The sequence below is a fragment of the Pseudomonas sp. NFACC02 genome (genome assembly GCF_900110765.1).
Taxonomy (GTDB): domain Bacteria; phylum Pseudomonadota; class Gammaproteobacteria; order Pseudomonadales; family Pseudomonadaceae; genus Aquipseudomonas.
Map to the genome: position 1 here is coordinate 53,356 of NZ_FOEO01000026.1, position 20,145 is coordinate 73,500.

The following is a 20,145-nucleotide window of genomic DNA, read 5'->3' on the forward strand; positions in this document are numbered from 1 at the left end:
GCGTGAGCAAGATGATCTTTTACGTCGTGGCGTGGGCATGACCTCCCAGCGCACGCGTGAGCGGTTGATTCAGCGGTTGTACGAGGAAGGTATCAGCAACACACAGGTGCTGGACGTCATTCGCAAGACGCCTCGACACCTGTTCGTCGACGAGGCACTGGCCCATCGAGCGTACGAAGACACCGCGCTGCCGATTGGCAATAACCAGACCATTTCCCAGCCCTACATGGTCGCTCGCATGAGCGAGTTGCTGTTGGCGGCGGGCCCGCTGGACAAAGTACTGGAGATCGGCACCGGCTCGGGTTATCAGACGGCCGTGCTGGCGCAGCTGGTGGAGCGGGTGTTCTCGGTCGAGCGGATCAAGGTGCTTCAGGATCGCGCCAAGGAACGCCTGTTGGAACTCAACCTGCGCAACATGGTGTTTCGCTGGGGAGACGGCTGGGAGGGCTGGCCGGCCCTGGCTCCTTACAACGGCATCATTGTCACGGCAGTTGCGACTGACGTACCCCAGGCGTTGCTTGACCAACTGGCACCCGGCGGCCGTCTGGTGATTCCGGTCGGGGCGGGTGAAGTCCAGCAGTTGATGCTGATTATTCGGGAAGAACATGGCTTCTCACGTCACGTGCTTGGGGCGGTGCGGTTCGTGCCGTTGCTCAATGGGCCCCTGGCGTAACCACTGTTTCACAACTGCAATGAATTCCGTGAGGCGCCGCCTGTCTACAGGCTGGCGATTTGCGATGAGGGTCTTACCGTTCTGCTAAATGTCGCCGTGTATATTTTTGTAACCGGTTTTTTCATGGCTGTCCGTCATCATCTCGACACAATGGACAGCTTCAATTCAGTCACCAGTAAAGGGAGTGGCGGGTGAGTCTCACAGTCATTCGGCAGCGTATGTCTTCAACAAGCTTTCCACGTCTGGTGATTGGCATTGCCCTGAGTGTCCTTCTGGTTGGCTGCTCCAGCGCACCGTCGGGCGGCGTGCGCGTCGTTGATCGCAACGGCAAGTCCTCAGCACCCACCCGCCAGCCGGTGACCACCGGCCAGTATGTGGTCAAGCGGGGCGACACCCTGTTTTCGATCGCCTTCCGTTACGGCTGGGACTGGAAGGCGCTGGCGGCCCGGAACAATATCCCTGAGCCCTACACGATCCACGTCGGTCAGGCGATTCGCTTCGATGGGCGTTCAAATTCATCGTCCACTGCCGTGGCAACTGCACCTGTCGTTGTTCCTCGGACGGCCGCCGGTGGCGGTACCCAGAGCACGACGACCAACTCCGGTTCGGCCTCGGGATCGCTTAAAACCACCGTTATCACGCGACCTGTCGGCGCCACTTCAGGCGGTACGACCGCGTCTGCCACCGCCCCGACAGCAACGCCGGTCAACACGCCCGTCGTGACCGGTGCCCGATCAGCCAGCGGTTGGGGATGGCCAACCAGCGGTGTTTTGATCAGTAAATTTTCTTCAAACGGTAGTTTGAATAAAGGAATTGATATCGCCGGAGATTTGGGACAGCCTGTTTTAGCCGCGTCTGATGGTTCAGTGGTCTACGCCGGGAGTGGTTTAAGGGGCTACGGCGAGTTAGTCATCATCAAACACAGCGATACCTACGTCAGTGCTTACGGTCATAACCGTAGGCTGTTGGTTCGGGAGGGGCAACAGGTCAAGGCTGGGCAGACAATTGCCGAGATGGGTTCCACGGGTACTGACCGGGTGAAACTGCATTTTGAGATTCGCCGTCAGGGTAAACCTGTTGATCCGCTGGAATTTTTGCCACGTCGTTGATCGGTTACCAGCCTGTTCCTGCCGTAGAGGGGACAGGCTCAAGTGTTGCCAAGGAAGAAGGCGCCACGGGGGCTTGAGGTCGAACTCACCAAAGGACTATAACAATGGCTCTCAACAAAGAAGTGCCGGAGTTTGACATAGACGACGAAGTTCTCCTTATGGAGCACGCGATCGTCCTGGATTCTGCAACGGATGAGAAGCCAGCTACACCTTCTATTCGTGCGAAGGCCAAAAACTCCACAGCACTCAAGCAGCACAAGTACATCGATTACACGCGGGCACTGGATGCCACGCAGCTCTACCTCAACGAAATCGGCTTTTCTCCTCTACTGTCCCCGGAAGAAGAGGTCCACTTTGCGCGTTTGTCGCAGAGCGGTGATCCGGCCGGACGTAAACGCATGATTGAGAGCAATCTGCGCCTGGTGGTGAAAATCGCCCGACGTTATGTCAATCGTGGTCTGTCATTGCTGGACCTGATCGAGGAGGGCAACCTGGGCCTCATTCGAGCGGTCGAGAAATTCGATCCGGAGCGCGGTTTCCGCTTTTCTACCTACGCGACATGGTGGATTCGTCAGACCATCGAACGCGCGATCATGAACCAGACGCGGACCATCCGCCTGCCCATTCATGTGGTTAAAGAACTCAACGTCTACCTGCGCGCCGCACGCGAGCTCACCCAAAAGCTCGATCATGAACCTTCCCCGGAAGAAATTGCCAACCTGCTGGAGAAGCCGGTCGCCGAGGTCAAGCGCATGCTGGGTCTCAACGAGCGGGTGTCTTCGGTGGATGTTTCTCTGGGCCCTGATTCCGACAAGACCCTTCTCGACACGCTGACGGACGATCGCCCCACGGACCCGTGTGAGCTGCTGCAGGACGACGACTTGTCGCAGAGCATCGATCAGTGGCTCTCTGAGCTGACCGACAAGCAACGTGAGGTGGTGGTGCGTCGCTTCGGTCTGCGTGGGCACGAAAGCAGCACGCTGGAGGATGTAGGGTTGGAGATTGGTCTGACGCGCGAGCGAGTGCGGCAGATTCAGGTCGAAGGCCTCAAGCGTCTTCGAGAAATCCTGGAGAAGAACGGCCTTTCAAGTGAGTCGTTATTCCAATAACGGCGCTCTTTGACTGCCCTGTTAGATGGCAGATTGGTATCAACTAAAGCCCCGACGTGTCGGGGCTTTTTAATGTCGCCGATTCTTATGGCTTTTACGAATAAATGGCGAGCTCAGCGCAATCAGATCGTTCCTGATATGTATGGCGCTCGTCAGGGGATATAACGCTCGTTGTAAGACCTTTCGTACATAAGTTGTCAGTTATTAGCCAAATGCACAGGGCATAACGCGCCATGGCGCGAATGAAATAAATTAACTCGTTGATTTAAAAGGCACTTATCTTTTTTCGCTCATCCCTTCATGTAGTGTTTTGAAAACTCAGGGGTGTTGCTCTGTCTGCTGAAATCACTAAGATCAGAACTGTGCCAAGGGACAGGCACAGGCGGTCAAGGAAGACAGCCGCAAGGACATCGCAGGATGCGATTCATCAGGATGATGAAAAGGATTAAAGGGATTACGGAAAAAATGTGGGCGGGTCAAACCGCCCCTTTTTTCGTCTGCTGAAAAGTGACCCCATCAGCGTATCGTTTCCGACAATGCAAAAAGGCCCCGAAGGGCCTTTTGCAGATGTCCGCCTTTGGCTTAACGTTCCAGGTCGGCGATCTTGCCCGTCTTGCCATCCCACTCTTCAGCATCCGGCAGCGCTTCTTTGCGCTCGGTGATGTTTGGCCAGATCTCTGCCAGCTCGGCATTCAGCTCGATGAAATTTTCCATGCCTGCCGGGATCTCGTCTTCCGAGAAGATCGCGGTAGCCGGGCATTCAGGCTCGCACAGTGCGCAGTCGATGCACTCATCCGGGTGAATCACCAGGAAGTTCGGGCCTTCGTAGAAGCAGTCCACCGGACAGACTTCTACACAGTCGGTGTACTTGCACTTGATGCAGTTGTCGGTGACGACGAAGGTCATTTCTAATTCTCTCCTCAGGCGGCGGCAGCAGAGCCCTTCACGGCAGGGTTGCTGGGTCGGGGTGTTTCCCGGGCCATTCAGAACGCAGTCAGCTCGTCTCATACTGAAAAGCATGAGCGCGGTACTTTGGTTCGCTGTGTTCGAACGCGGCTCGGATCTCTTACGGCCCGGCTAGAGGCCGCACCATTCCCAAACCGCGCGGGATTCTAACAGCTTGTTGCAAAGACCGTTAGATCCGGTTTTGCAGTCCATATAACCATTCGATTGCCTGGCGTGGCGTCATGTCGTCAATCTTCAGCTTCGACAACTCTTCAAGCACGGGGTGCGGCAACGTGGCGAACAGGTCGGCCTGCTGTGGTGCTGGCGTTTTGCCTGGCTTTGGCTTGGGTTGTTCATGGGGCAGGCTGGTGGTTTCAAGGCGCTGCAAGTGTTCCTTCGCACGACTGATCACTTTGCCGGGAACCCCCGCCAACTGGGCCACGGCCAGGCCGTAACTCTGACTCGCGGGGCCAGGTAGGACACGGTGCAGGAACACGATGCGCTCGTTGTGCTCCGTGGCGTTGAGGTGAACGTTGGCCACCAGCGGTTCGCTTTCCGGCAGCACCGTCAGCTCGAAATAGTGCGTAGCAAACAGTGTGTAGGCGCGCAGCTGGGCGAGACATTCTGCCGCAGCCCAGGCCAGTGAAAGCCCGTCAAACGTGCTCGTACCGCGGCCGACTTCGTCCATCAGCACCAGGCTTTTGTCCGTGGCGTTGTGCAGGATGTTCGCGGTTTCGCTCATTTCGACCATGAACGTCGAGCGTCCTCCCGCCAGATCGTCGCTGGAGCCGATGCGGGTGAAGATACGGTCGACCAGCGAAAGCTCGCAACTGGCGGCTGGAACGAAGCTGCCGATATGGGCCAGCAAGACGATCAACGCGGTCTGGCGCATGTAGGTGGATTTACCGCCCATGTTAGGACCGGTGATCACCAGCATGCGGGTGTTGTCGTTCAGATCCAGATCGTTGGCCACGAAGGGCGATGACAGCACTTGCTCGACCACGGGGTGACGACCTTGCTCGATGCGCATGCAGGGCTCGTCCGTGAAGCGTGGACAGTTCAGGTCAAGGTTCAGCGCGCGCTCAGCCAGGTTGCTCAGCACGTCCAGTTCGGCGAGCGCCGCAGCGGTGTCCTGAAGCGGTGCCAGATGACCGATCAGGTCTTCAAGCAGCGTTTCGTAGAGCATTTTTTCGCGAGCCAGGGCGCGGCTCTTGGCCGACAGCGCCTTGTCCTCGAATTCCTTAAGCTCCGGAGTGATGAAGCGCTCAGCGCCCTTGAGCGTCTGGCGACGGATATAGTCGGCGGGCGCCTGCTCGGCCTGCTTGCTCGGCAGCTCAATAAAGTAGCCATGCACACGGTTGTAACCGACCTTCAGGTTGGCGAGACCGGTTCGGGCCTTTTCTCGGGCTTCCAGGTCGATCAGGAACTGGCCGGCGTTCTCGCTCAATGACAGCAGTTCATCGAGTTCGGCGTCGTAGCCGGTTTTCAATACGCCGCCGTCGCGGATCACGGCGGGCGGGTTGTCGATAATGGCCCGTTGCAGCAGGTCGGCCAGCTCTGGATAAGTGCTGGTGGTGCGCGCAAGTTGCTGAATATGCGGTGCCTCCAGTTCAGCCAGCGCCAATTGCAGGTCCGGCAGCGCACCCAGGGCGTCACGCAGACGCGCGAGATCCCGAGGACGGGCGTTGCGCAGGCCGATACGCGCGAGAATCCGTTCGATGTCGCCAATTTCTTTCAACTGCGGCTGCAGGTTTTCGAACCGATAGTGCTCGAGGAAGCAAGCGATCGATTCCTGACGCGCTTGCAGCACCTTCAGATCGCGCAGTGGCCGATTCAGCCACCGCGTCAGCAAGCGTGTGGCCATCGCGGTCTGGCAGCGATCCATGACCGATTGCAGGGTATTGTCGCGGCCCCCGGCCAGGTTGGTGTCCAGCTCCAGGTTACGGCGGCTGGCACCGTCCAGAATGACGGTGTCATCCATGCGTTCATGACGCAGGCTGCGCAAGTGTGGCAACGCCGTGCGCTGGGTTTCCTTGGCATAGCCGAGCAGGCAACCCGCAGCGCCGATGGCCAGGGTCAGGGTCTCGCAGCCAAAGCCTTTGAGGTCCTGGGTCGAGAATTGCTGACACAGACTCTTGTGCGCCGAGTCGCGCTCGAAATCCCAAGGGGCACGGCGACGCGCACCACGGCGCTTCTCGGCAGGCAAACCTTGTGGCCAATCGTCGGGAATCAACAGCTCAACGGGATTGATACGTTCGAGCTCTGCGAGCAGGTTTTCCCAGCCTTTTATTTCCTGAACAGTGAAGTTGCCACTGGTGATGTCCAGGACGGCGAGTCCGAACAGTCGCTCATCGCCCAATACCGCAGCAATGAGGTTGTCGCGACGTTCGTCCAGCAATGCCTCGTCACTTACCGTGCCCGGGGTAATGATGCGCACCACCTGACGCTCGACGGGCCCTTTGCTGGTCGCCGGATCGCCGATCTGCTCGCAGATCACCACGGACTCGCCCAGCTTCACCAGCTTGGCGAGATAACCCTCTGCTGCGTGATACGGGATGCCGCACATGGGAATGCTTTGCCCGGCCGACTGCCCTCGGGCGGTCAGCGTGATGTCGAGCAGTTTGGCCGCCTTTTTGGCGTCTTCGTAGAAAATCTCGTAGAAGTCACCCATGCGATAGAACATCAACTGGTCTGGATGCTGATTTTTCAGCTTCCAGTACTGCTGCATCATGGGGGTGTGCGAAGAGAGGTCGGAAATTGCTTTATTCATCAGTTGGTTAGGCAAATTCTTAGGGGGATTGAGGCAAATAAGGACCGTCGCGTGGAACTCCACCTACATGGGCCGACGTCGGATCCGATTGCTTTTTCGATGGGCGCAAGGTTACCACGCACGTTCGCAGGCCGCAGGCCCGGATGATTCGTTGCGTCACGTTTCTGAAGCGACACAAGGCGCCCAGGGCTGTCTAGGCTGTCGAGGCGGCTGTCCGATTCCGGGCAGGCATTTCAAAAAAAGGACGTTATGTATGCGACGTAAACGCGGAAGGGATTCCACCAATGGACGTTTTATCACCCTCGAGGAAGCGCGTCGGCGACCTCGGGAGACCATTATCGAAACCGTCAGGAAACGATGCCCCGAAAAGCAGGAGCGCACCTAGGTGACGGGAACAGCTGTGGTCAAGGCTTCAGTCACGCGTCGGCTTGCGCATGAGCAAGGCTCGTGTAGCGTGTGCCCATGGCGTGATCGATAGAGGAGCGTTTCGTGGACGACATCACTCAACTGGCTGCCACACTGGGTCAATGCCTGCTCGATGCAGGCGCCCAGGTCAGCACCGCTGAATCCTGTACCGGTGGCGGGATCGCTGAAGCGATCACGCGTATCCCTGGCAGTTCGGCCTGGTTCGAGGCGGGGTACGTCACGTACTCCAACCGCCAGAAGACGCAACAACTCAATGTGCCTGAAGCGTTACTCGGTCAAGTGGGCGCGGTCAGCCGGGAGGTGGTCGAGGCGATGGCCCTTGGTGCCCAACGCCACAGCGCTGCGCAGTTTTCCGTGGCGGTCAGCGGTGTTGCGGGCCCGGATGGAGGCTCGGCGGAGAAGCCGGTGGGTACTGTCTGGATTTGCTGGGGCGCTGCGCAACAGTTGATTGCGCAGCGTTTTCAGTTCCCGGGCGACCGTGATGCGGTGCGCCGACAAACGGTGAAGGCCGCGCTAGAGGGGCTTATACGGCTCACCCGCGGAGAAATACCAAATCAGGGGTAGGCGCGCGCCTGACCCTGTGGAATAATACTGTCTACTTATACAGTTATATCGGCCATCAGGCCTAACCGATTACGAGAGGACTTCAATGGACGACAACAAGAAGAAAGCCTTGGCTGCGGCCTTGGGTCAGATCGAGCGTCAGTTCGGCAAAGGCGCCGTGATGCGCATGGGTGACCATGACCGCCAGGCTATTCCTGCTATCTCCACCGGCTCGCTCGGTCTCGATATCGCACTGGGTATCGGTGGCCTGCCAAAAGGCCGGATCGTTGAAATCTACGGTCCTGAGTCTTCCGGTAAAACCACGATGACCCTGTCGGTCATCGCCGAAGCACAAAAGATGGGCGCGACCTGTGCGTTCGTCGACGCCGAGCACGCGCTCGACCCTGAGTATGCCGGCAAACTGGGCGTCAATGTCGACGACCTGCTGGTTTCGCAGCCGGACACCGGTGAACAGGCGCTGGAAATCACCGACATGCTGGTGCGCTCCAACGCGATTGACGTCATCGTCGTCGACTCCGTTGCCGCGTTGGTGCCAAAGGCCGAAATCGAAGGCGAAATGGGCGACATGCACGTCGGCCTGCAAGCCCGTCTGATGTCTCAGGCGCTGCGCAAGATCACCGGTAACATCAAGAACGCCAACTGTCTTGTCATCTTCATTAACCAGATCCGTATGAAAATCGGTGTCATGTTCGGCAGCCCGGAAACCACCACCGGTGGTAACGCGCTGAAGTTCTACGCCTCGGTTCGTCTGGACATCCGCCGTACCGGCGCGGTGAAAGAAGGCGACGAAGTGGTGGGCAGCGAAACCCGCGTCAAGGTCGTGAAGAACAAGGTGGCACCTCCATTCCGTCAGGCTGAATTCCAGATTCTGTACGGCAAGGGCATCTACCGTAACGGCGAGATCATCGATCTGGGTGTGCTTCATGGTCTGCTGGAGAAATCTGGCGCCTGGTACAGCTACCAGGGCAGCAAAATCGGCCAGGGCAAGGCCAACTCGGCCAAGTTCCTGCAGGACAACCCGGAAATCGGCGCGACCCTGGAGAAGCAGATCCGGGAAAAACTGCTGACAGCGGCACCGGATGTCAAAGCTCAATCGTCCCGCGCTGCCGAAGACGATATGGCTGAAGTCGAAGCTGACGCCGATATCTGATTGTCGTCATGCCGCTAGAGCTTGATACGCCCGTCGCCGTGCGGCGTACTGCAATGGACCTGCTCGCACGTCGCGAGCATGGTCGAGTCGAGCTGACGCGTAAGCTGCGTCAGCGCGGCGCCCCGCCTGAAATGATTGAAGCCGCCCTCGACCGCTTGACGGAAGAGGGGCTGCTTTCAGAATCCCGTTATCTCGAAAGTTTTGTGTCCTACCGTGCCCGGTCCGGCTACGGCCCGTTGCGCATTCGTGAAGAGTTGCAGCAGCGAGGTCTGCCACGTTCCGATATCGAGCAGGCGCTCCGGGAGTGTGGTATCGACTGGCGGGAAAAGCTGGAAGAAGCCTGGCAGCGCAAGTTCGCAGGGCGGTTGCCCCAAGATGTCCGGGAGCGCGGCCAGCAGATGCGCTTTCTGAGCTATCGCGGGTACCCGCCGGAGCTCATCAGCCGCTTGTTAAGCGGGAAGGGCGGCGACGATTATTAGTCATTCCGCCCCTTTATAAGCCAAGTGCGGTATGAGGTCGGTCCCACGCGAGGTGTGGGACACATCTCTAAAAGTCACCGAGCGAGCTTCATGTCACGTTGCCTGCATGGGCTCTCGTCCGCGTGACGGTCTCACATCCACTGGATTTGCCCAGTTCTCACGCTGGTTAATGAAATCCACCAGCATGCGCAATCGTCCATGGTTGCGTCCGGTGAACGTGAACGCCAGCCGCGTGAGGTGGCTGAACTGTTCTTCGTCATGCTCTTGCTGATACCCGTGCTGATGGAAATCATCGCTCAACCGCAGGTCGGCAAACGCCTCTTGCATGTGGGCCAAAGCCTTCTCGCTCAGTGCGTGGTGCATGCGAATGACGAAGGTGTTTTTCAGCCATCGGCTTGAGTGGAAGTTGCTGTAGAACTGGTTGATCTCTTCGACCGCTTCGTCGGCGCTGTACACCAGTTTCAGCAGGTTCATGTCAGTGGGCAGAATATAACGGTTGGCCTCAAGCTCGTTCCTGATAAATGTCAGGGCGCCTTCCCAGAAGGTGCCGCCAGGTGCATCCAGCAACACGATCGGGACCAGCGGGCTTTTACCCGTCTGAATCAGGGTCAGGACTTCCAGTGCCTCGTCCAGCGTGCCAAAGCCGCCCGGGCAGAGTACCAGGGCGTCGGCTTCTTTTACGAAGAACAGCTTGCGCGTGAAGAAGAAGTGGAACGGGAGCAGATTGCCGGTGCCATCCACCGTGGCGTTTGCGTGCTGTTCGAAGGGCAAGGTGATGTTGAATCCCAGGCTGTAATCCAGCCCCGCGCCTTCGTGAGCGGCTGCCATGATGCCACCGCCAGCGCCAGTGATGACCATCAGGTCGGACGCAGCGAGTTTCATGCCCAGCTCCCGCGCCAGGGCGTACATCGGATGCTCGAGGGGTGTGCGCGCGGAGCCGAACACCGTCACTTTTCGCCGACCCCGGAATTGTTCGAGGACGCGAAAGGCGTTATCCAGTTCGCGCAGCGCCTGCAGGGTGATCTTGGCGTTCCATCGGTTGCGGTCGTCCTGGGCCATGCGCAGAACGGTCAGCATCATGTCCCTGTACAACGGAAGGTTAGGACTGTTGGGGGCGACCAGGTTCAACTGTTCTTCGACCTTGCGGGTGAGGTCGACGCCGGTACTCTGGAAATGGCGAGATAACACATCATTGGGTTCGTAAGGCATTCAGATTTTCTCCTTCTGCAGAATCATCGATCCTGACTCGTTCGACAGGATCACGACGCCTCATGCGTCGCTGCGGATAGCCCACCTCTGGCGAGGGTCAGTACCGGATGGCGTCGAATTGCGCCTCACTGATTCTGCCTGTGTCCTTGGGTTGAAAAGAAAAACGTTGAGGTTGACGAAGGTGAGAGGCAACCCCCTTTTGCCTCCAGCGGGTGACGAAAACACGACTGTCTGGATAACACGTGGCTTGATGATGTGCCCGAAACGTCGGTGCTGGCAACGACTCTTTGCGCGTGCAGTTGAGTGGTGTTCGCGCTCTTGAGCGAGGGGGCGGGGTAATCATTCGACGCTGGGGCAGCCGTGAGTACCCCCCCCCTGAAACGGAACGGGGCACGCTCTTTATCGACGGGTGCCGGTGGCCAAACTGCGCGCCGAGGATTGGCGACGGCGCGCGGCGCACTGGAGAGAGAGGGGTTACTTCTTCTTGGCAGGTGGTTTCGCGGCACAATCGGCGGCGGTGATCTGCTGAGTGGTGATCGGGCGATCGGTTTTGTATTCCCGGAACTCATAGCGCAGGATTGCACCCTTGGCCATCAGTTGGCGGTATCCCGGATTGCGGCACACGCTCGTGCCCAACTGATGCCCGACGAGTTCGGGGTTCTCGCGCATTTGTTGGGCCTGGCCCGCCTGGACGCTCAGATGGTCAATGAGGATCTTGCCTTCGACGGTGTAACCTTGGTCAAGGATGTCTTCACTGATAGCATTGGGCTTTCCGACGTTGCTTTTCGCCGCGACTTGTTCCAGCTCTTTGTTCAGTTCGTAATCCTGCTTGGACGCCGCGTTGGCGCACAGCGGAGCAATGAGCAAAAGCGTGAGAGCGGGGGCGATGAGGCGCAGCATTGGATTCTCCTGGGGCAGTGAACGTCGTTGGACCGATAACGTTCGCGGGCGTTCACTGGCGACATAAGGCTTTCAAGGCCGGCAAGTATAGGGGAGTCGTGTCGACGTACACCAGAGAGCCGGGCGTCTCTGATAGACTGCGGCGACTTTTCTCTGTCGGAAATTCATCGTGTCACTGTCCTCTTTCCGTCCAGCTCCGTGCTCTTGGTGTCTGCAGCCATGAGCCACGCTGTCTCGCGACTTCGTGCTGAACGATTGGCGCGCAGCACCCGGCCGTTCATCGCACGCGGCGCGCGAGCTCCACGGTGCCCCGGCTGCCGTGTCATTGAGAGCCATTGTCTGTGTGCATGGAAGCCTTCGGTCAGCGCAACGTCGGCCGTCTGCTTGTTGATGTATGACACTGAGCCGCTCAAGCCCACCAATACTGGCTGGTTGATCGCCGACGTGATCAAAGACACCGAGGCATTTACCTGGTCGCGAACCGACGTGGACGAAAAGCTGCCCGCGTTGCTGAATGATCCGCAGTGGCAGCCCTATATTGTGTTTCCGGGGGAGTTTGTCGCTGCCGAGCGGGTGGTAACAGAGGTGAACGTTGCGCCGGGCAAGCGCCCACTCTTTATCTTGCTCGATGCGACCTGGCCGGAAGCCCGCAAGATGTTCCGCAAAAGCCCGTACCTGGATCATCTGCCGGTGCTGAGTCTGGCGCCGGAACAGATGTCGCGGTATCGCCTGCGCCGGTCAAAGCGCGATGATCATTTCTGCACCGCAGAAGTGGCGGCCCTCTGCCTGGAGCTGGCTGACGATCAGCAGGCGGCCGGGGTGCTGGATGCGTACCTGGATGTATTCAGTGCTCATTACCTCGGAGCGAAATTTCAGCAGCCCATCGATCCGGACGACGCCCCGCACCGCTATTTGAAAGCGTTCATCTAGGCGACCATCTCGATCCTGATGCCGCCCGGCTATCCACGGCGACACTCGCCCTCTTGCAACCCTGGATAAACGGATCCAGGCGGGCATTCACTCAATGGGCGGACTGGGCATTCCTTGGCCACAACTGCGCCAGCAGCATCCCCGCCAGCATCAGCGCGCAGCCGACATAGCCGCGGATCTGCAGTGCTTCGCCCAGCAGCCACGCACCGGCAATGGCGGCAAAAACCGCCTCAAGCGACAGGATGATCGCGGCATGGGAGGCAATGGCGTGCTTCTGTGCCACGACCTGCAGGGTGTAACCGATCCCTACCGCCACCACGCCGCCGTACAACAGGGCGGGGCCCGCCGCGAGTATGGCGTCCATTGCGATGGGTTCGAACATCAGAGCCAGTATCAGGCTGACCACCGCGCACGTCACGAACTGAAGGAACGCCAGGCGAATCGGGTCGTGGCGGCTCGCGAATACCCCGACCAGAATCACATGGCCACCCCAGACAAACGCGCCCATCAGTTGCAGCCAATCGCCGGACGCGACATGGAAGTTGTCGCCTACGCTCAACAAGAACATGCCGATGACGGCCAGTACGCAACCCAGCCACGTGCCGATGCCGGTCTTATGGCCGAGAAGCAGGCCCAGCAGGGGAACTACAATGACGTAGAGGCCGGTGATAAAGCCTGAGTTCGTGACGCTGGTGAACAGCAGGCCGACCTGTTGCAGATTGATGCCCAGTGCCAGCGCAAGGCCCATGACGATGCCGCCTTGTAGCAGGCCACGAGTCAGTAACGGTTCGGGAGCGGGCCCGGTTGCCGGGCGGCGTAGTACCAATGGCAGCAGACAGATCGAGCCCAATGCGAAGCGTAGCCCCGAATACAGATAGGGACCGATGTGATCCATGCCGGCGGTTTGGGCGACGAAACCGCTGCCCCAGATCATCGCGGTCAGGAGCATGAGCAGATCCGCTCGGAGGGCGTGTTTTTGCATGAGGGCACTCGCAAGAATCGGGGCGCAGACTGTGCCGCAAAGCGCCGAACTTGACCACCCCGGCTTCGCTGGGCATCCTTGGCGCCGCATGAGTGCTTGAACGCCACTTCCTGCGTGCGCGGGCGTTGTTTGCGTCGCACTGACGCTCCGTGAAAGGGTGGCATTTGCCGATGCCATCGTGATCGCCGAATCCTTCGGCGCTCACCTATAAACAGGATCATGAAATGACCTACGAAATCCTGATCGCCGATGACCATCCTTTGTTCCGTAGCGCCTTGCACCAGGCCTTGACCCTGGGTTTGGGCCCCGAGGCCCGACTGGTCGAAGCGGAAAGCATCGCCGACCTGGAGGCGCGTCTGACTGAGAAGTCCGATTGGGATCTGGTGTTGCTGGACCTGAACATGCCCGGAGCCTATGGGTTCTCTGGGCTCGTGCTGCTCCGAGGGCAATACCCGCAAGTCCCTGTGGTCATGGTGTCGGCGCAGGAAGAGGCGGCTGTGGTGGTCAAGTCGAAGGAGTTCGGCGCCAGCGGGTTCATTCCAAAATCCAGTTCGCTGGAAACCATCCAGCAGGCGGTGCGCACGGTGCTCGACGGCGACGTCTGGTGGCCGGCGCAGGTCAACGAAAACGTGAGCGTCTCGGCGGAGGCCAAAGCTGCCAGTGAAGGTCTTGCCAGCCTGACGCCGCAGCAGTTCCGCGTGCTGACCATGGTCTGTGAAGGCTTGCTGAACAAACAGATTGCCTATGAGCTGAGTGTGTCAGAGGCCACTATCAAAGCCCACGTGACCGCGATCTTTCGCAAGCTGAACGTGCGAACGCGAACGCAGGCCGCCTTGCTCTTGCAACAACTGGAATCGATTTCGCCCAACTGAAGCGTCTGTTTCACCGCTTTTCGCGGCCTTCAGCGGCTGTTCTTCACACTTTTTTGACCGCCGCTGAACTAGCCTCCACCGTTTTCTTTTATCAGTAGTTTTCCTATGACGTCGCCTTTCAAAGGTCAAACCGGCCTTAAACGTATTCTCAACGCTTCCGGGTATTCACTTGACGGTCTGACCGCCGCCTTCAAAGGCGAGGCAGCGTTTCGTCAACTGGTGCTGCTCAACGTCATTCTGATCCCGGTGTCGTTTCTGTTTCATGTCAGCCGGGGTGAGCGGGCGATTCTCATCGCCGTGTGTCTGCTCGCGCTGATCGTCGAATTGCTGAACTCTGCCATTGAAGCGGCCATTGACCGGATTTCCCTGGACCGCCATCCGCTGTCGAAAAATGCCAAAGACATGGGCAGCGCGGCTCAGTTCGTCGCGTTGAGCATGATCGCCGTGGTCTGGGCGTTGATTCTGTTGGGTTGACCGGACATACGTCTGCCCAGCGTCAGGCAATGCTGGGCAACACGATCTCGTCGCTGCGCCGCACGCCAGCCGTGAAGGCGCGGCAAAGGTCCAGAAATTCGCGGATGGCCGAGGTCTGGTATTTCTGCTTGTGCCAGATGAAGTAAAACTGACGCACCAGATCCAGCTCCGGTGTTTCCACTGCGACCAGGCTGCCCCGGCGGAAGGCATCACGCAACGCCAGCCGGGAGATGCAACCGATCCCCAGTCCCGATTCCACCGCGCGTTTGATCGCCTCGGTGTGCTCAAGCTCAAGGCGCACATTCAGGCTGTTGAGGTGATGACGCATCGCCTGATCGAACGTCAGGCGCGTGCCTGAACCCTGCTCCCGAAGAATCCAGGCTTCCTGTGTCAACTCCGCAAGCGTGGCATGCCCGCGTTGGGCCAGTGGGTGTTGCGGCGCGCAGAACACCACGAGCTCGTCCTCTACCCAGGTTTGCACCTCAATGTCGGGATGGCTGCAATCACCCTCGATCAAGCCCAGGTCGATTTCGTAGTGCGCCACCTGCTGCACGATATTGGCAGTGTTCTGCACATGCAGCTTCACTTGGCTTTCCGGGTGACGTTGCATGAAGCTGCCGATCAATAATGTGGCCAGATAATTGCCAATGGTCAGGGTCGCGCCGACCGCCAATGAGCCAAAACCGGATTTACCGTTGAGCAGGTCCTCGATTTCCTTGGCTTGGTCCAGCAAGGCAACCGCCTGGGGCAGCAACTGGCGCCCGGTGGCATTGAGGCTCAGGCGTTTACCGGCGCGATCGAACAGTTGGCAACTGGACTGCCGTTCGAGTTCGGTGATGGAGGTACTGGCCGCCGATTGCGACAGAGAAAGCTGCACGGCAGCGCGGGAAACGCTTTCCTGCTGGGCTACGGCGACGAACACTTGCAACTGACGGAGAGTAAATCGCATATCTATATAACCGATAACCCATATCTTGATAATTCAGTTAACAGATATTGTGTCTGCCACTAGAATATCGCGCAATGGCGCTTTGACCAGCGCATGCACCTTTCAGGAGTCTCCACGTACCATGAGCAACATGAATCACGAGCGTGTCCTCAGCGTTCATCACTGGAACGACACCCTCTTCAGTTTCAAGTGCACCCGTGATCCAGGCCTGCGCTTCGAGAACGGTCAGTTCGTCATGATCGGTCTGCAGCAGCCAAACGGGCGCCCGCTCATGCGTGCCTACTCCATCGCCAGCCCAAACTGGGAAGAGCATCTGGAGTTCTTCAGCATTAAAGTGCCGGATGGCCCGCTGACCTCGCAGTTGCAGCACCTCAAGGAAGGCGACGAGATCATCATCAGCAAAAAGCCTACGGGCACGCTGGTTCTGGATGACCTCAAGCCAGGCAAACACCTGTACCTGCTCAGCACCGGCACCGGTCTTGCGCCGTTCATGAGCGTGATCCAGGACCCGGAAACCTACGAGCGTTTTGAAAAGGTCATCCTGTGCCACGGCGTGCGCTACGTGAACGAAGTCGCCTACCGCGAATTCATCACCGAGCACTTGCCGCAGAATGAATTCTTTGGCGAAGCGCTGCGCGACAAGCTGATCTACTACCCGACCGTTACCCGCGAGCCGTTCGAAAACGAAGGCCGCCTGACTGACCTGATGCGCAGCGGCAAGCTGTTCAGCGATATCGGTCTGCCGCCGATCAACCCGCAGGACGACCGCGCCATGCTGTGCGGCAGCCCAAGCATGCTCGACGAAACCAGCGAAGTGCTGAACAGCTTCGGTCTGACCGTTTCGCCACGCATGCGTGAGCCGGGTGATTACCTGATCGAGCGTGCATTCGTCGAGAAGTGATGCTCAGCCCGCAGGTCTTCATGCTTGCGGGGCTTATCCTGACTGAAGATATTCAGCGTTTACTGCGGCCCCTTCCCGAGCAAGCTCGGTCCCACAGGGTTTTGCATCTGGCTGAATATCAGGGCTTCGTCTGGAGTCCTTTGTGGGAGCGAGCGTGCTCGCGAAGCGATCAGTGCGGGCACTAGCGCTTTTAGTGCCTGACAAAAAAACCGCCTGGAGGTCACGGACCAGGCGGTTTTTTTGTGGGCGATCATTGTGGGCGATGGTTGTAAGCGTGCAGCGGGATCAAGCGGACGCGAGTACGACTTCCAGCACCCGAATCAGGCCTGCCTGCGGATAATGCCAGCGCACGTCCAGATCCCAGAATTGCGCGCCATACACACGCTCTGGCACTGGCACTTGATACGCCGGGCGCGGGTCTTGGGCCAGGCATTGGTCTATCAGCTCCACCAGAGGCTCACCCAGACGCAGGGCATGTTCATGCGCCTGCGCGAGCGCTGCATCGTCCCACTGCACGGGAATCAGCGTCGGCGCGGCGGCAGCCATGTGGTTGCTGGCATCAGCCACGACATCGGCATAGGGCACGTAAGGCTTGACGTCCAGCACCGGCGTGCCGTCCAGCAGATCGATGCCCGACAGCCACAATCGTCCGGCTTCGACTTTCTCCAGCTTCACCACCGATTGACCGATGCCGTTAGGCCGATGCGTGGCCCGGGTGGCAAACACGCCCATCGACTGATTGCCCCCAAGCCGGGGAGGGCGCACCTTCAGTCTGGGTTTGTCCTCCAGCGCTTGATGGAACAAAAACAGCAACCAGACATGACTGACCTGTTCCAGCCCCTCTACGGCCTCACCTTGGTTAAATGGCGCCACCAGCTCAAGCACGCCACGGGCTGCCGGTGCCAGCTGAGGTTGGCGCGGAATGGCGAACTTTTCCCTAAAGCAGGAGCGCACGAAACCAATGGGGGAAACGCTGTAGCTTGGGTTCATCGAGTCGTCGACAGCCTTCAGCCGCGAATGCGCAACGTCAGCCCGCGCAGGAAATTGCGCAGCAGCTGGTCGCCGCATGGGCGGTAGTTGTTATGCCCGGCTTTGCGAAACAAGGCGCTCAATTCAGGCTTGGACACGGGAAATTCGGCGGCCTTGAGAATGGCGTGCATGTCGTCTTCCTTTAGCTCGAAAGCGACGCGCAGCTTTTTCAGCACGATGTTATTGGTCATCGGCAATTCGATAGGTAACTGAGGACGGGTTTCGTCCTTGCCGCGTTTGAAGAACACCAGACCGTCGAGAAAGTGGGCCATGACTTCGTCGCTGCAAGGCTCGAAACCTTCCTCTTCGTCTTTCTTCATGTAGGCCATGATCTGAGCCTTGGTCACGTCGAAACCGCCCAGCTTGATAATGTCCGCCACCTTGGCGTCGCTGATATCAAGCATGTAGCGGATGCTACGCAGTACATCGTTGTTCATCATGATGCGTGTGTCCTGATCAATCGGGTGTAAGCGCGCGCGAGTGCCGCACAGCGCTGAAAATGCGGGTTAGAACTTTTCTTTGTCGGTCATGTAGCGCCATTGGCCTTCCGGCACCTTGCCGATCGAGACACCGCCCACGCGGATCCGTCTGATCGACACCACCTTGAGGCCGACCGCCTCGCACAGTTGGGCGATGACGCCAGGCTGCGGGTTCTTCATGGCGAAGCGCAGGCGGGTTTCGTTCTGCCAGCTGGCTTTGACCTTGGGCAGTTCCTTGCCCTTGTACATCAGGCCGTGATTCAGGCGGTTGAGGCCGTGAGCAACCATCTCGCCGTCGATCTCGACGACGTATTCCTGTTCGATCTTGCTGCGGTCGTCGGTCAACTTGCGCAGGATTTTCCAGTCCTGGCTGAACACCATCAAGCCGCTGGCATTGGCTTGTAACGTCGAGATGGCTTCCAGACGCAAGAAGTGGCCTTTGAGCGGACGCTTGCCGAAGCTGTGCTCGGCCGACAGCGACTCGGGCGTAATCAGCGACAGGGCTTTTTCAGGGCTCATACCAGCCGGAACGTTGAACAGGATCGTCACGGCTTCAGGGGTGACGGCCTTGGCCTCCGGGCTGAGCACGACGGTCTGGTTCTCGACCTTGAATTGCGGCTCGTCGACGACAACGCCGTCCACCGTGACCCAACCGCCTTCGATGAACAGCTCGGCTTCGCGGCGCGAGCAGCCGACCAGCTCGATGAGGCGTTTGGAAAGGCGAATGGGGTCAGTCATGAGAAAAGCCGTAACAGAAGGGAAAGGCGCCTATTGTACCCATGCAAGCACCGTTAATCGCGGCAACATTGAAAATGCTTCCTCGATAAGACTCCATCTGAAGGATTTTTCCGGGAGCAGCGTGGGTCTGCTCTTGATTCCTACTTCAGATGGAGCTTTTTCATGATCAAATGGCTACCCGCGTTGCTGATGACTGTCAGCTTGCCCCTGCTTGCTGCACAGACGCCTTCTTACGGTCCGCAACTGGAAGGGTTTCAGTACCCGTTTCCCGCGCAGAATTTCGCCTTCGAGTCGCAGGGCAAACCGGTGCAGATGGGCTACATGGACATCAAGCCGACCGGTACGCCGAACGGCAGGAGTGTGCTGATGCTGCACGGCAAGAACTTTTGCGGCGCCACCTGGGAAGGCAGTATCAAGGCGCTGACGGCCGCAGGTTATCGCGTGGTGGCGCCCGATCAGATCGGCTTTTGTCGTTCCAGCAAGCCCGCCGACTACACGTATTCATTTGAGCAATTGGCGCAGAACACCAAGGCCTTGCTGACAAGCCTGGGCATTGATCATGTCACCGTGGTCGGTCACTCCATGGGGGGCATGCTGGCGACACGCTTTGCCTTGATGTACCCGGATCAGGTGGACCAACTGCTATTGGTCAATCCGATCGGCCTTGAAGACTGGAAAGCCAAAGGCGTGCCCGAGCGCAGTTTTGACGACTGGTATGCCCGTGAGCTGAAGACCAGTGCCGAAAGCATCCGCAAATATCAGCAATCGACCTATTACGCCAACGAATGGCGGCCGGAGTTCGATCATTGGGTCGATATGCAGGCCGGCATGTTCAATGGCAAAGGCAAGGAAGAGGTGGCCAGGGCGTCGGCGCAAACCTACGAAATGATCTTCAATCAGCCGGTGTTCTACGACTTCGAAAAGCTGAAGATGCCGACGGTGTTGTTCATCGGGCAGAAAGACAACACGGCCATCGCCAAAGACGCCGCGCCGGAAGCGCTGCGCAAGACGCTGGGTAACTATCCCGAGTTGGGCAAGGCGGTCGCCAGGCGCATTCCGCAGGCGACCCTGATCGAGTTTGCCGGCCTGGGACACGCGCCGCAGATCCAGGATCCGCAGCAGTTCAATCGGGTTTTGCTGGAAAGTCTGAAGCGCTGGGCGGGCGCGTGATTTCTGGCTGAGACGCTGCATGAACAACATTGTGCCGGCTTGCTGTCGAGTGCGGTGAATCAGCAACATCAACAGTGGCTGACACACCGCATTCGCGGCCCTCGTAACCTCGGACGGCTCCTACAGAGACAGCGTCGTCCAAAGACTAGGGCGACGCGGATACTGAGCCGGCTTGCTGGCGAATGCGGTGAATCAGCACCATCAACAGTGACTGACACACCGCGTTCGCTGCCCTCGTAACCTCGGACGGCTCCTACAAGATCCGCGTCGTTTCAAAGGCATGGGCA

Annotated in this window: 20 protein-coding genes; 11 read left to right on the plus strand and 9 right to left on the minus strand. The window is 58.6% G+C overall.

Going from position 1 to position 20,145, the window contains the following annotated elements; genetic code table 11:
* The first annotated feature begins 37 nt into the window (after positions 1 to 37).
* The 3 genes from BMY73_RS19280 (at position 38) to rpoS (ending at position 2,891) form a co-directional block, all read left to right on the plus strand.
* The gene (locus BMY73_RS19280; RefSeq protein ID WP_175500216.1) at positions 38 to 673 is read left to right on the plus strand and encodes a protein-L-isoaspartate(D-aspartate) O-methyltransferase; all 636 of its coding nucleotides are present in this window, start codon (positions 38 to 40) and stop codon (positions 671 to 673) included.
* A 191-nt stretch (positions 674 to 864) separates the two neighbouring features.
* Positions 865 to 1,782: a peptidoglycan DD-metalloendopeptidase family protein gene (locus BMY73_RS19285; RefSeq protein ID WP_092409078.1), complete on the plus strand. Its 918-nt coding sequence runs from the start codon at positions 865 to 867 to the stop codon at positions 1,780 to 1,782.
* Between the two features lie 104 nt (positions 1,783 to 1,886).
* Positions 1,887 to 2,891, plus strand: coding sequence for an RNA polymerase sigma factor RpoS (gene rpoS, locus BMY73_RS19290; RefSeq protein WP_062383054.1), 1,005 nt, complete (start codon positions 1,887 to 1,889; stop codon positions 2,889 to 2,891).
* A gap of 582 nt (positions 2,892 to 3,473) precedes the next feature.
* Here rpoS and fdxA read toward each other — a convergent pair.
* Together fdxA and mutS are read right to left on the minus strand one after the other, a co-directional pair.
* Positions 3,474 to 3,797 (minus strand): ferredoxin FdxA, encoded by a 324-nt coding sequence (gene fdxA, locus BMY73_RS19295; protein ID WP_092409080.1) that lies wholly within the window; start codon positions 3,795 to 3,797, stop codon positions 3,474 to 3,476.
* A gap of 229 nt (positions 3,798 to 4,026) precedes the next feature.
* Entirely contained in the window at positions 4,027 to 6,594 is a 2,568-nt protein-coding gene (mutS, locus tag BMY73_RS19300; protein WP_175500217.1) for a DNA mismatch repair protein MutS, read from the minus strand.
* A gap of 486 nt (positions 6,595 to 7,080) precedes the next feature.
* On the opposite strand from mutS, the gene BMY73_RS19305 reads away from it, so the two are divergent.
* The 3 genes from BMY73_RS19305 to recX all read left to right on the plus strand — a co-directional run bounded on the left by BMY73_RS19305 (position 7,081) and on the right by recX (position 9,225).
* Positions 7,081 to 7,596 carry a CinA family protein gene (locus BMY73_RS19305; protein ID WP_092409084.1) on the plus strand — a complete coding sequence of 172 codons (516 nt, stop codon included), beginning with the start codon at positions 7,081 to 7,083 and terminating at the stop codon, positions 7,594 to 7,596.
* 85 nt (positions 7,597 to 7,681) lie between these two features.
* A complete protein-coding gene (recA, locus tag BMY73_RS19310) occupies positions 7,682 to 8,746 on the plus strand; it encodes a recombinase RecA (protein ID WP_092409086.1) in 1,065 nt (354 codons plus the stop codon).
* Positions 8,747 to 8,754: 8 nt separating this feature from the next.
* Positions 8,755 to 9,225 (plus strand): recombination regulator RecX, encoded by a 471-nt coding sequence (gene recX, locus BMY73_RS19315; RefSeq protein WP_062382807.1) that lies wholly within the window; start codon positions 8,755 to 8,757, stop codon positions 9,223 to 9,225.
* A 93-nt stretch (positions 9,226 to 9,318) separates the two neighbouring features.
* Here recX and BMY73_RS19320 read toward each other — a convergent pair whose 3' ends face one another.
* The gene (locus BMY73_RS19320; RefSeq protein WP_092409088.1) at positions 9,319 to 10,434 is read right to left on the minus strand and encodes an LOG family protein; all 1,116 of its coding nucleotides are present in this window, start codon (positions 10,432 to 10,434) and stop codon (positions 9,319 to 9,321) included.
* Positions 10,435 to 10,908: 474 nt separating this feature from the next.
* Positions 10,909 to 11,334: a PA3611 family quorum-sensing-regulated virulence factor gene (locus tag BMY73_RS19325; protein WP_062382803.1), complete on the minus strand. Its 426-nt coding sequence runs from the start codon at positions 11,332 to 11,334 to the stop codon at positions 10,909 to 10,911.
* A 219-nt stretch (positions 11,335 to 11,553) separates the two neighbouring features.
* Between BMY73_RS19325 and BMY73_RS19330 the strand changes: the two genes are divergently transcribed.
* On the plus strand, positions 11,554 to 12,264 hold the full coding sequence (locus BMY73_RS19330) for a tRNA-uridine aminocarboxypropyltransferase (RefSeq protein WP_092409090.1): 711 nt from the start codon (positions 11,554 to 11,556) through the stop codon (positions 12,262 to 12,264).
* Positions 12,265 to 12,355: 91 nt separating this feature from the next.
* On the opposite strand, the gene BMY73_RS19335 is transcribed toward BMY73_RS19330, so the two are convergent.
* Positions 12,356 to 13,246: a DMT family transporter gene (locus BMY73_RS19335; RefSeq protein WP_092409092.1), complete on the minus strand. Its 891-nt coding sequence runs from the start codon at positions 13,244 to 13,246 to the stop codon at positions 12,356 to 12,358.
* A 224-nt stretch (positions 13,247 to 13,470) separates the two neighbouring features.
* Here BMY73_RS19335 and erdR point away from each other — a divergent pair, with 224 nt between their 5' ends.
* Complete coding sequence (erdR, locus tag BMY73_RS19340) at positions 13,471 to 14,118, plus strand: response regulator transcription factor ErdR (RefSeq protein ID WP_092409094.1); 648 nt, start codon at positions 13,471 to 13,473, stop codon at positions 14,116 to 14,118.
* Positions 14,119 to 14,223: 105 nt separating this feature from the next.
* Entirely contained in the window at positions 14,224 to 14,592 is a 369-nt protein-coding gene (locus BMY73_RS19345) for a diacylglycerol kinase (RefSeq protein ID WP_062382795.1), read from the plus strand.
* Between the two features lie 22 nt (positions 14,593 to 14,614).
* Here the strand turns inward: BMY73_RS19345 and BMY73_RS19350 are convergent, their stop codons facing one another.
* Positions 14,615 to 15,541, minus strand: a complete 927-nt coding sequence (locus BMY73_RS19350; RefSeq protein WP_092409096.1) for a LysR family transcriptional regulator — start codon at positions 15,539 to 15,541, stop codon at positions 14,615 to 14,617.
* Positions 15,542 to 15,662: 121 nt separating this feature from the next.
* On the opposite strand from BMY73_RS19350, the gene fpr reads away from it, so the two are divergent.
* Positions 15,663 to 16,442 (plus strand): ferredoxin-NADP reductase, encoded by a 780-nt coding sequence (gene fpr / locus BMY73_RS19355; protein ID WP_002554680.1) that lies wholly within the window; start codon positions 15,663 to 15,665, stop codon positions 16,440 to 16,442.
* A 285-nt stretch (positions 16,443 to 16,727) separates the two neighbouring features.
* On the opposite strand, the gene tsaA is transcribed toward fpr, so the two are convergent.
* The 3 genes from tsaA to BMY73_RS19370 form a co-directional block, all read right to left on the minus strand.
* On the minus strand, positions 16,728 to 17,432 hold the full coding sequence (gene tsaA, locus BMY73_RS19360; RefSeq protein WP_092409098.1) for a tRNA (N6-threonylcarbamoyladenosine(37)-N6)-methyltransferase TrmO: 705 nt from the start codon (positions 17,430 to 17,432) through the stop codon (positions 16,728 to 16,730).
* Between the two features lie 17 nt (positions 17,433 to 17,449).
* Positions 17,450 to 17,911 carry a YehS family protein gene (locus tag BMY73_RS19365; protein ID WP_062382788.1) on the minus strand — a complete coding sequence of 154 codons (462 nt, stop codon included), beginning with the start codon at positions 17,909 to 17,911 and terminating at the stop codon, positions 17,450 to 17,452.
* 66 nt (positions 17,912 to 17,977) lie between these two features.
* Complete coding sequence (locus tag BMY73_RS19370; protein ID WP_092409100.1) at positions 17,978 to 18,688, minus strand: rRNA pseudouridine synthase; 711 nt, start codon at positions 18,686 to 18,688, stop codon at positions 17,978 to 17,980.
* Positions 18,689 to 18,850: 162 nt separating this feature from the next.
* On the opposite strand from BMY73_RS19370, the gene BMY73_RS19375 reads away from it, so the two are divergent.
* Positions 18,851 to 19,858 (plus strand): alpha/beta fold hydrolase, encoded by a 1,008-nt coding sequence (locus BMY73_RS19375; RefSeq protein ID WP_092409102.1) that lies wholly within the window; start codon positions 18,851 to 18,853, stop codon positions 19,856 to 19,858.
* Positions 19,859 to 20,145 lie beyond the last annotated feature (287 nt).

What these genes read in the sequence shown, in the direction of transcription:
- BMY73_RS19280 (WP_175500216.1), top strand. Translation starts at nt 38, where the DNA reads ATGACCTCCCAGCGCACGCGTGAGCGGTTGATTCAGCGGTTGTACGAG.
- rpoS (WP_062383054.1), top strand. Translation starts at nt 1,887, where the DNA reads ATGGCTCTCAACAAAGAAGTGCCGGAGTTTGACATAGACGACGAAGTT.
- fdxA (WP_092409080.1), bottom strand. Translation starts at nt 3,797, where the DNA reads ATGACCTTCGTCGTCACCGACAACTGCATCAAGTGCAAGTACACCGAC.
- recA (WP_092409086.1), top strand. Translation starts at nt 7,682, where the DNA reads ATGGACGACAACAAGAAGAAAGCCTTGGCTGCGGCCTTGGGTCAGATC.
- recX (WP_062382807.1), top strand. Translation starts at nt 8,755, where the DNA reads ATGCCGCTAGAGCTTGATACGCCCGTCGCCGTGCGGCGTACTGCAATG.
- BMY73_RS19320 (WP_092409088.1), bottom strand. Translation starts at nt 10,434, where the DNA reads ATGCCTTACGAACCCAATGATGTGTTATCTCGCCATTTCCAGAGTACC.
- BMY73_RS19325 (WP_062382803.1), bottom strand. Translation starts at nt 11,334, where the DNA reads ATGCTGCGCCTCATCGCCCCCGCTCTCACGCTTTTGCTCATTGCTCCG.
- BMY73_RS19330 (WP_092409090.1), top strand. Translation starts at nt 11,554, where the DNA reads ATGAGCCACGCTGTCTCGCGACTTCGTGCTGAACGATTGGCGCGCAGC.
- BMY73_RS19335 (WP_092409092.1), bottom strand. Translation starts at nt 13,246, where the DNA reads ATGCAAAAACACGCCCTCCGAGCGGATCTGCTCATGCTCCTGACCGCG.
- erdR (WP_092409094.1), top strand. Translation starts at nt 13,471, where the DNA reads ATGACCTACGAAATCCTGATCGCCGATGACCATCCTTTGTTCCGTAGC.
- BMY73_RS19345 (WP_062382795.1), top strand. Translation starts at nt 14,224, where the DNA reads ATGACGTCGCCTTTCAAAGGTCAAACCGGCCTTAAACGTATTCTCAAC.
- BMY73_RS19350 (WP_092409096.1), bottom strand. Translation starts at nt 15,541, where the DNA reads ATGCGATTTACTCTCCGTCAGTTGCAAGTGTTCGTCGCCGTAGCCCAG.
- fpr (WP_002554680.1), top strand. Translation starts at nt 15,663, where the DNA reads ATGAGCAACATGAATCACGAGCGTGTCCTCAGCGTTCATCACTGGAAC.
- tsaA (WP_092409098.1), bottom strand. Translation starts at nt 17,432, where the DNA reads ATGAACCCAAGCTACAGCGTTTCCCCCATTGGTTTCGTGCGCTCCTGC.
- BMY73_RS19365 (WP_062382788.1), bottom strand. Translation starts at nt 17,911, where the DNA reads ATGATGAACAACGATGTACTGCGTAGCATCCGCTACATGCTTGATATC.
- BMY73_RS19370 (WP_092409100.1), bottom strand. Translation starts at nt 18,688, where the DNA reads ATGACTGACCCCATTCGCCTTTCCAAACGCCTCATCGAGCTGGTCGGC.
- BMY73_RS19375 (WP_092409102.1), top strand. Translation starts at nt 18,851, where the DNA reads ATGATCAAATGGCTACCCGCGTTGCTGATGACTGTCAGCTTGCCCCTG.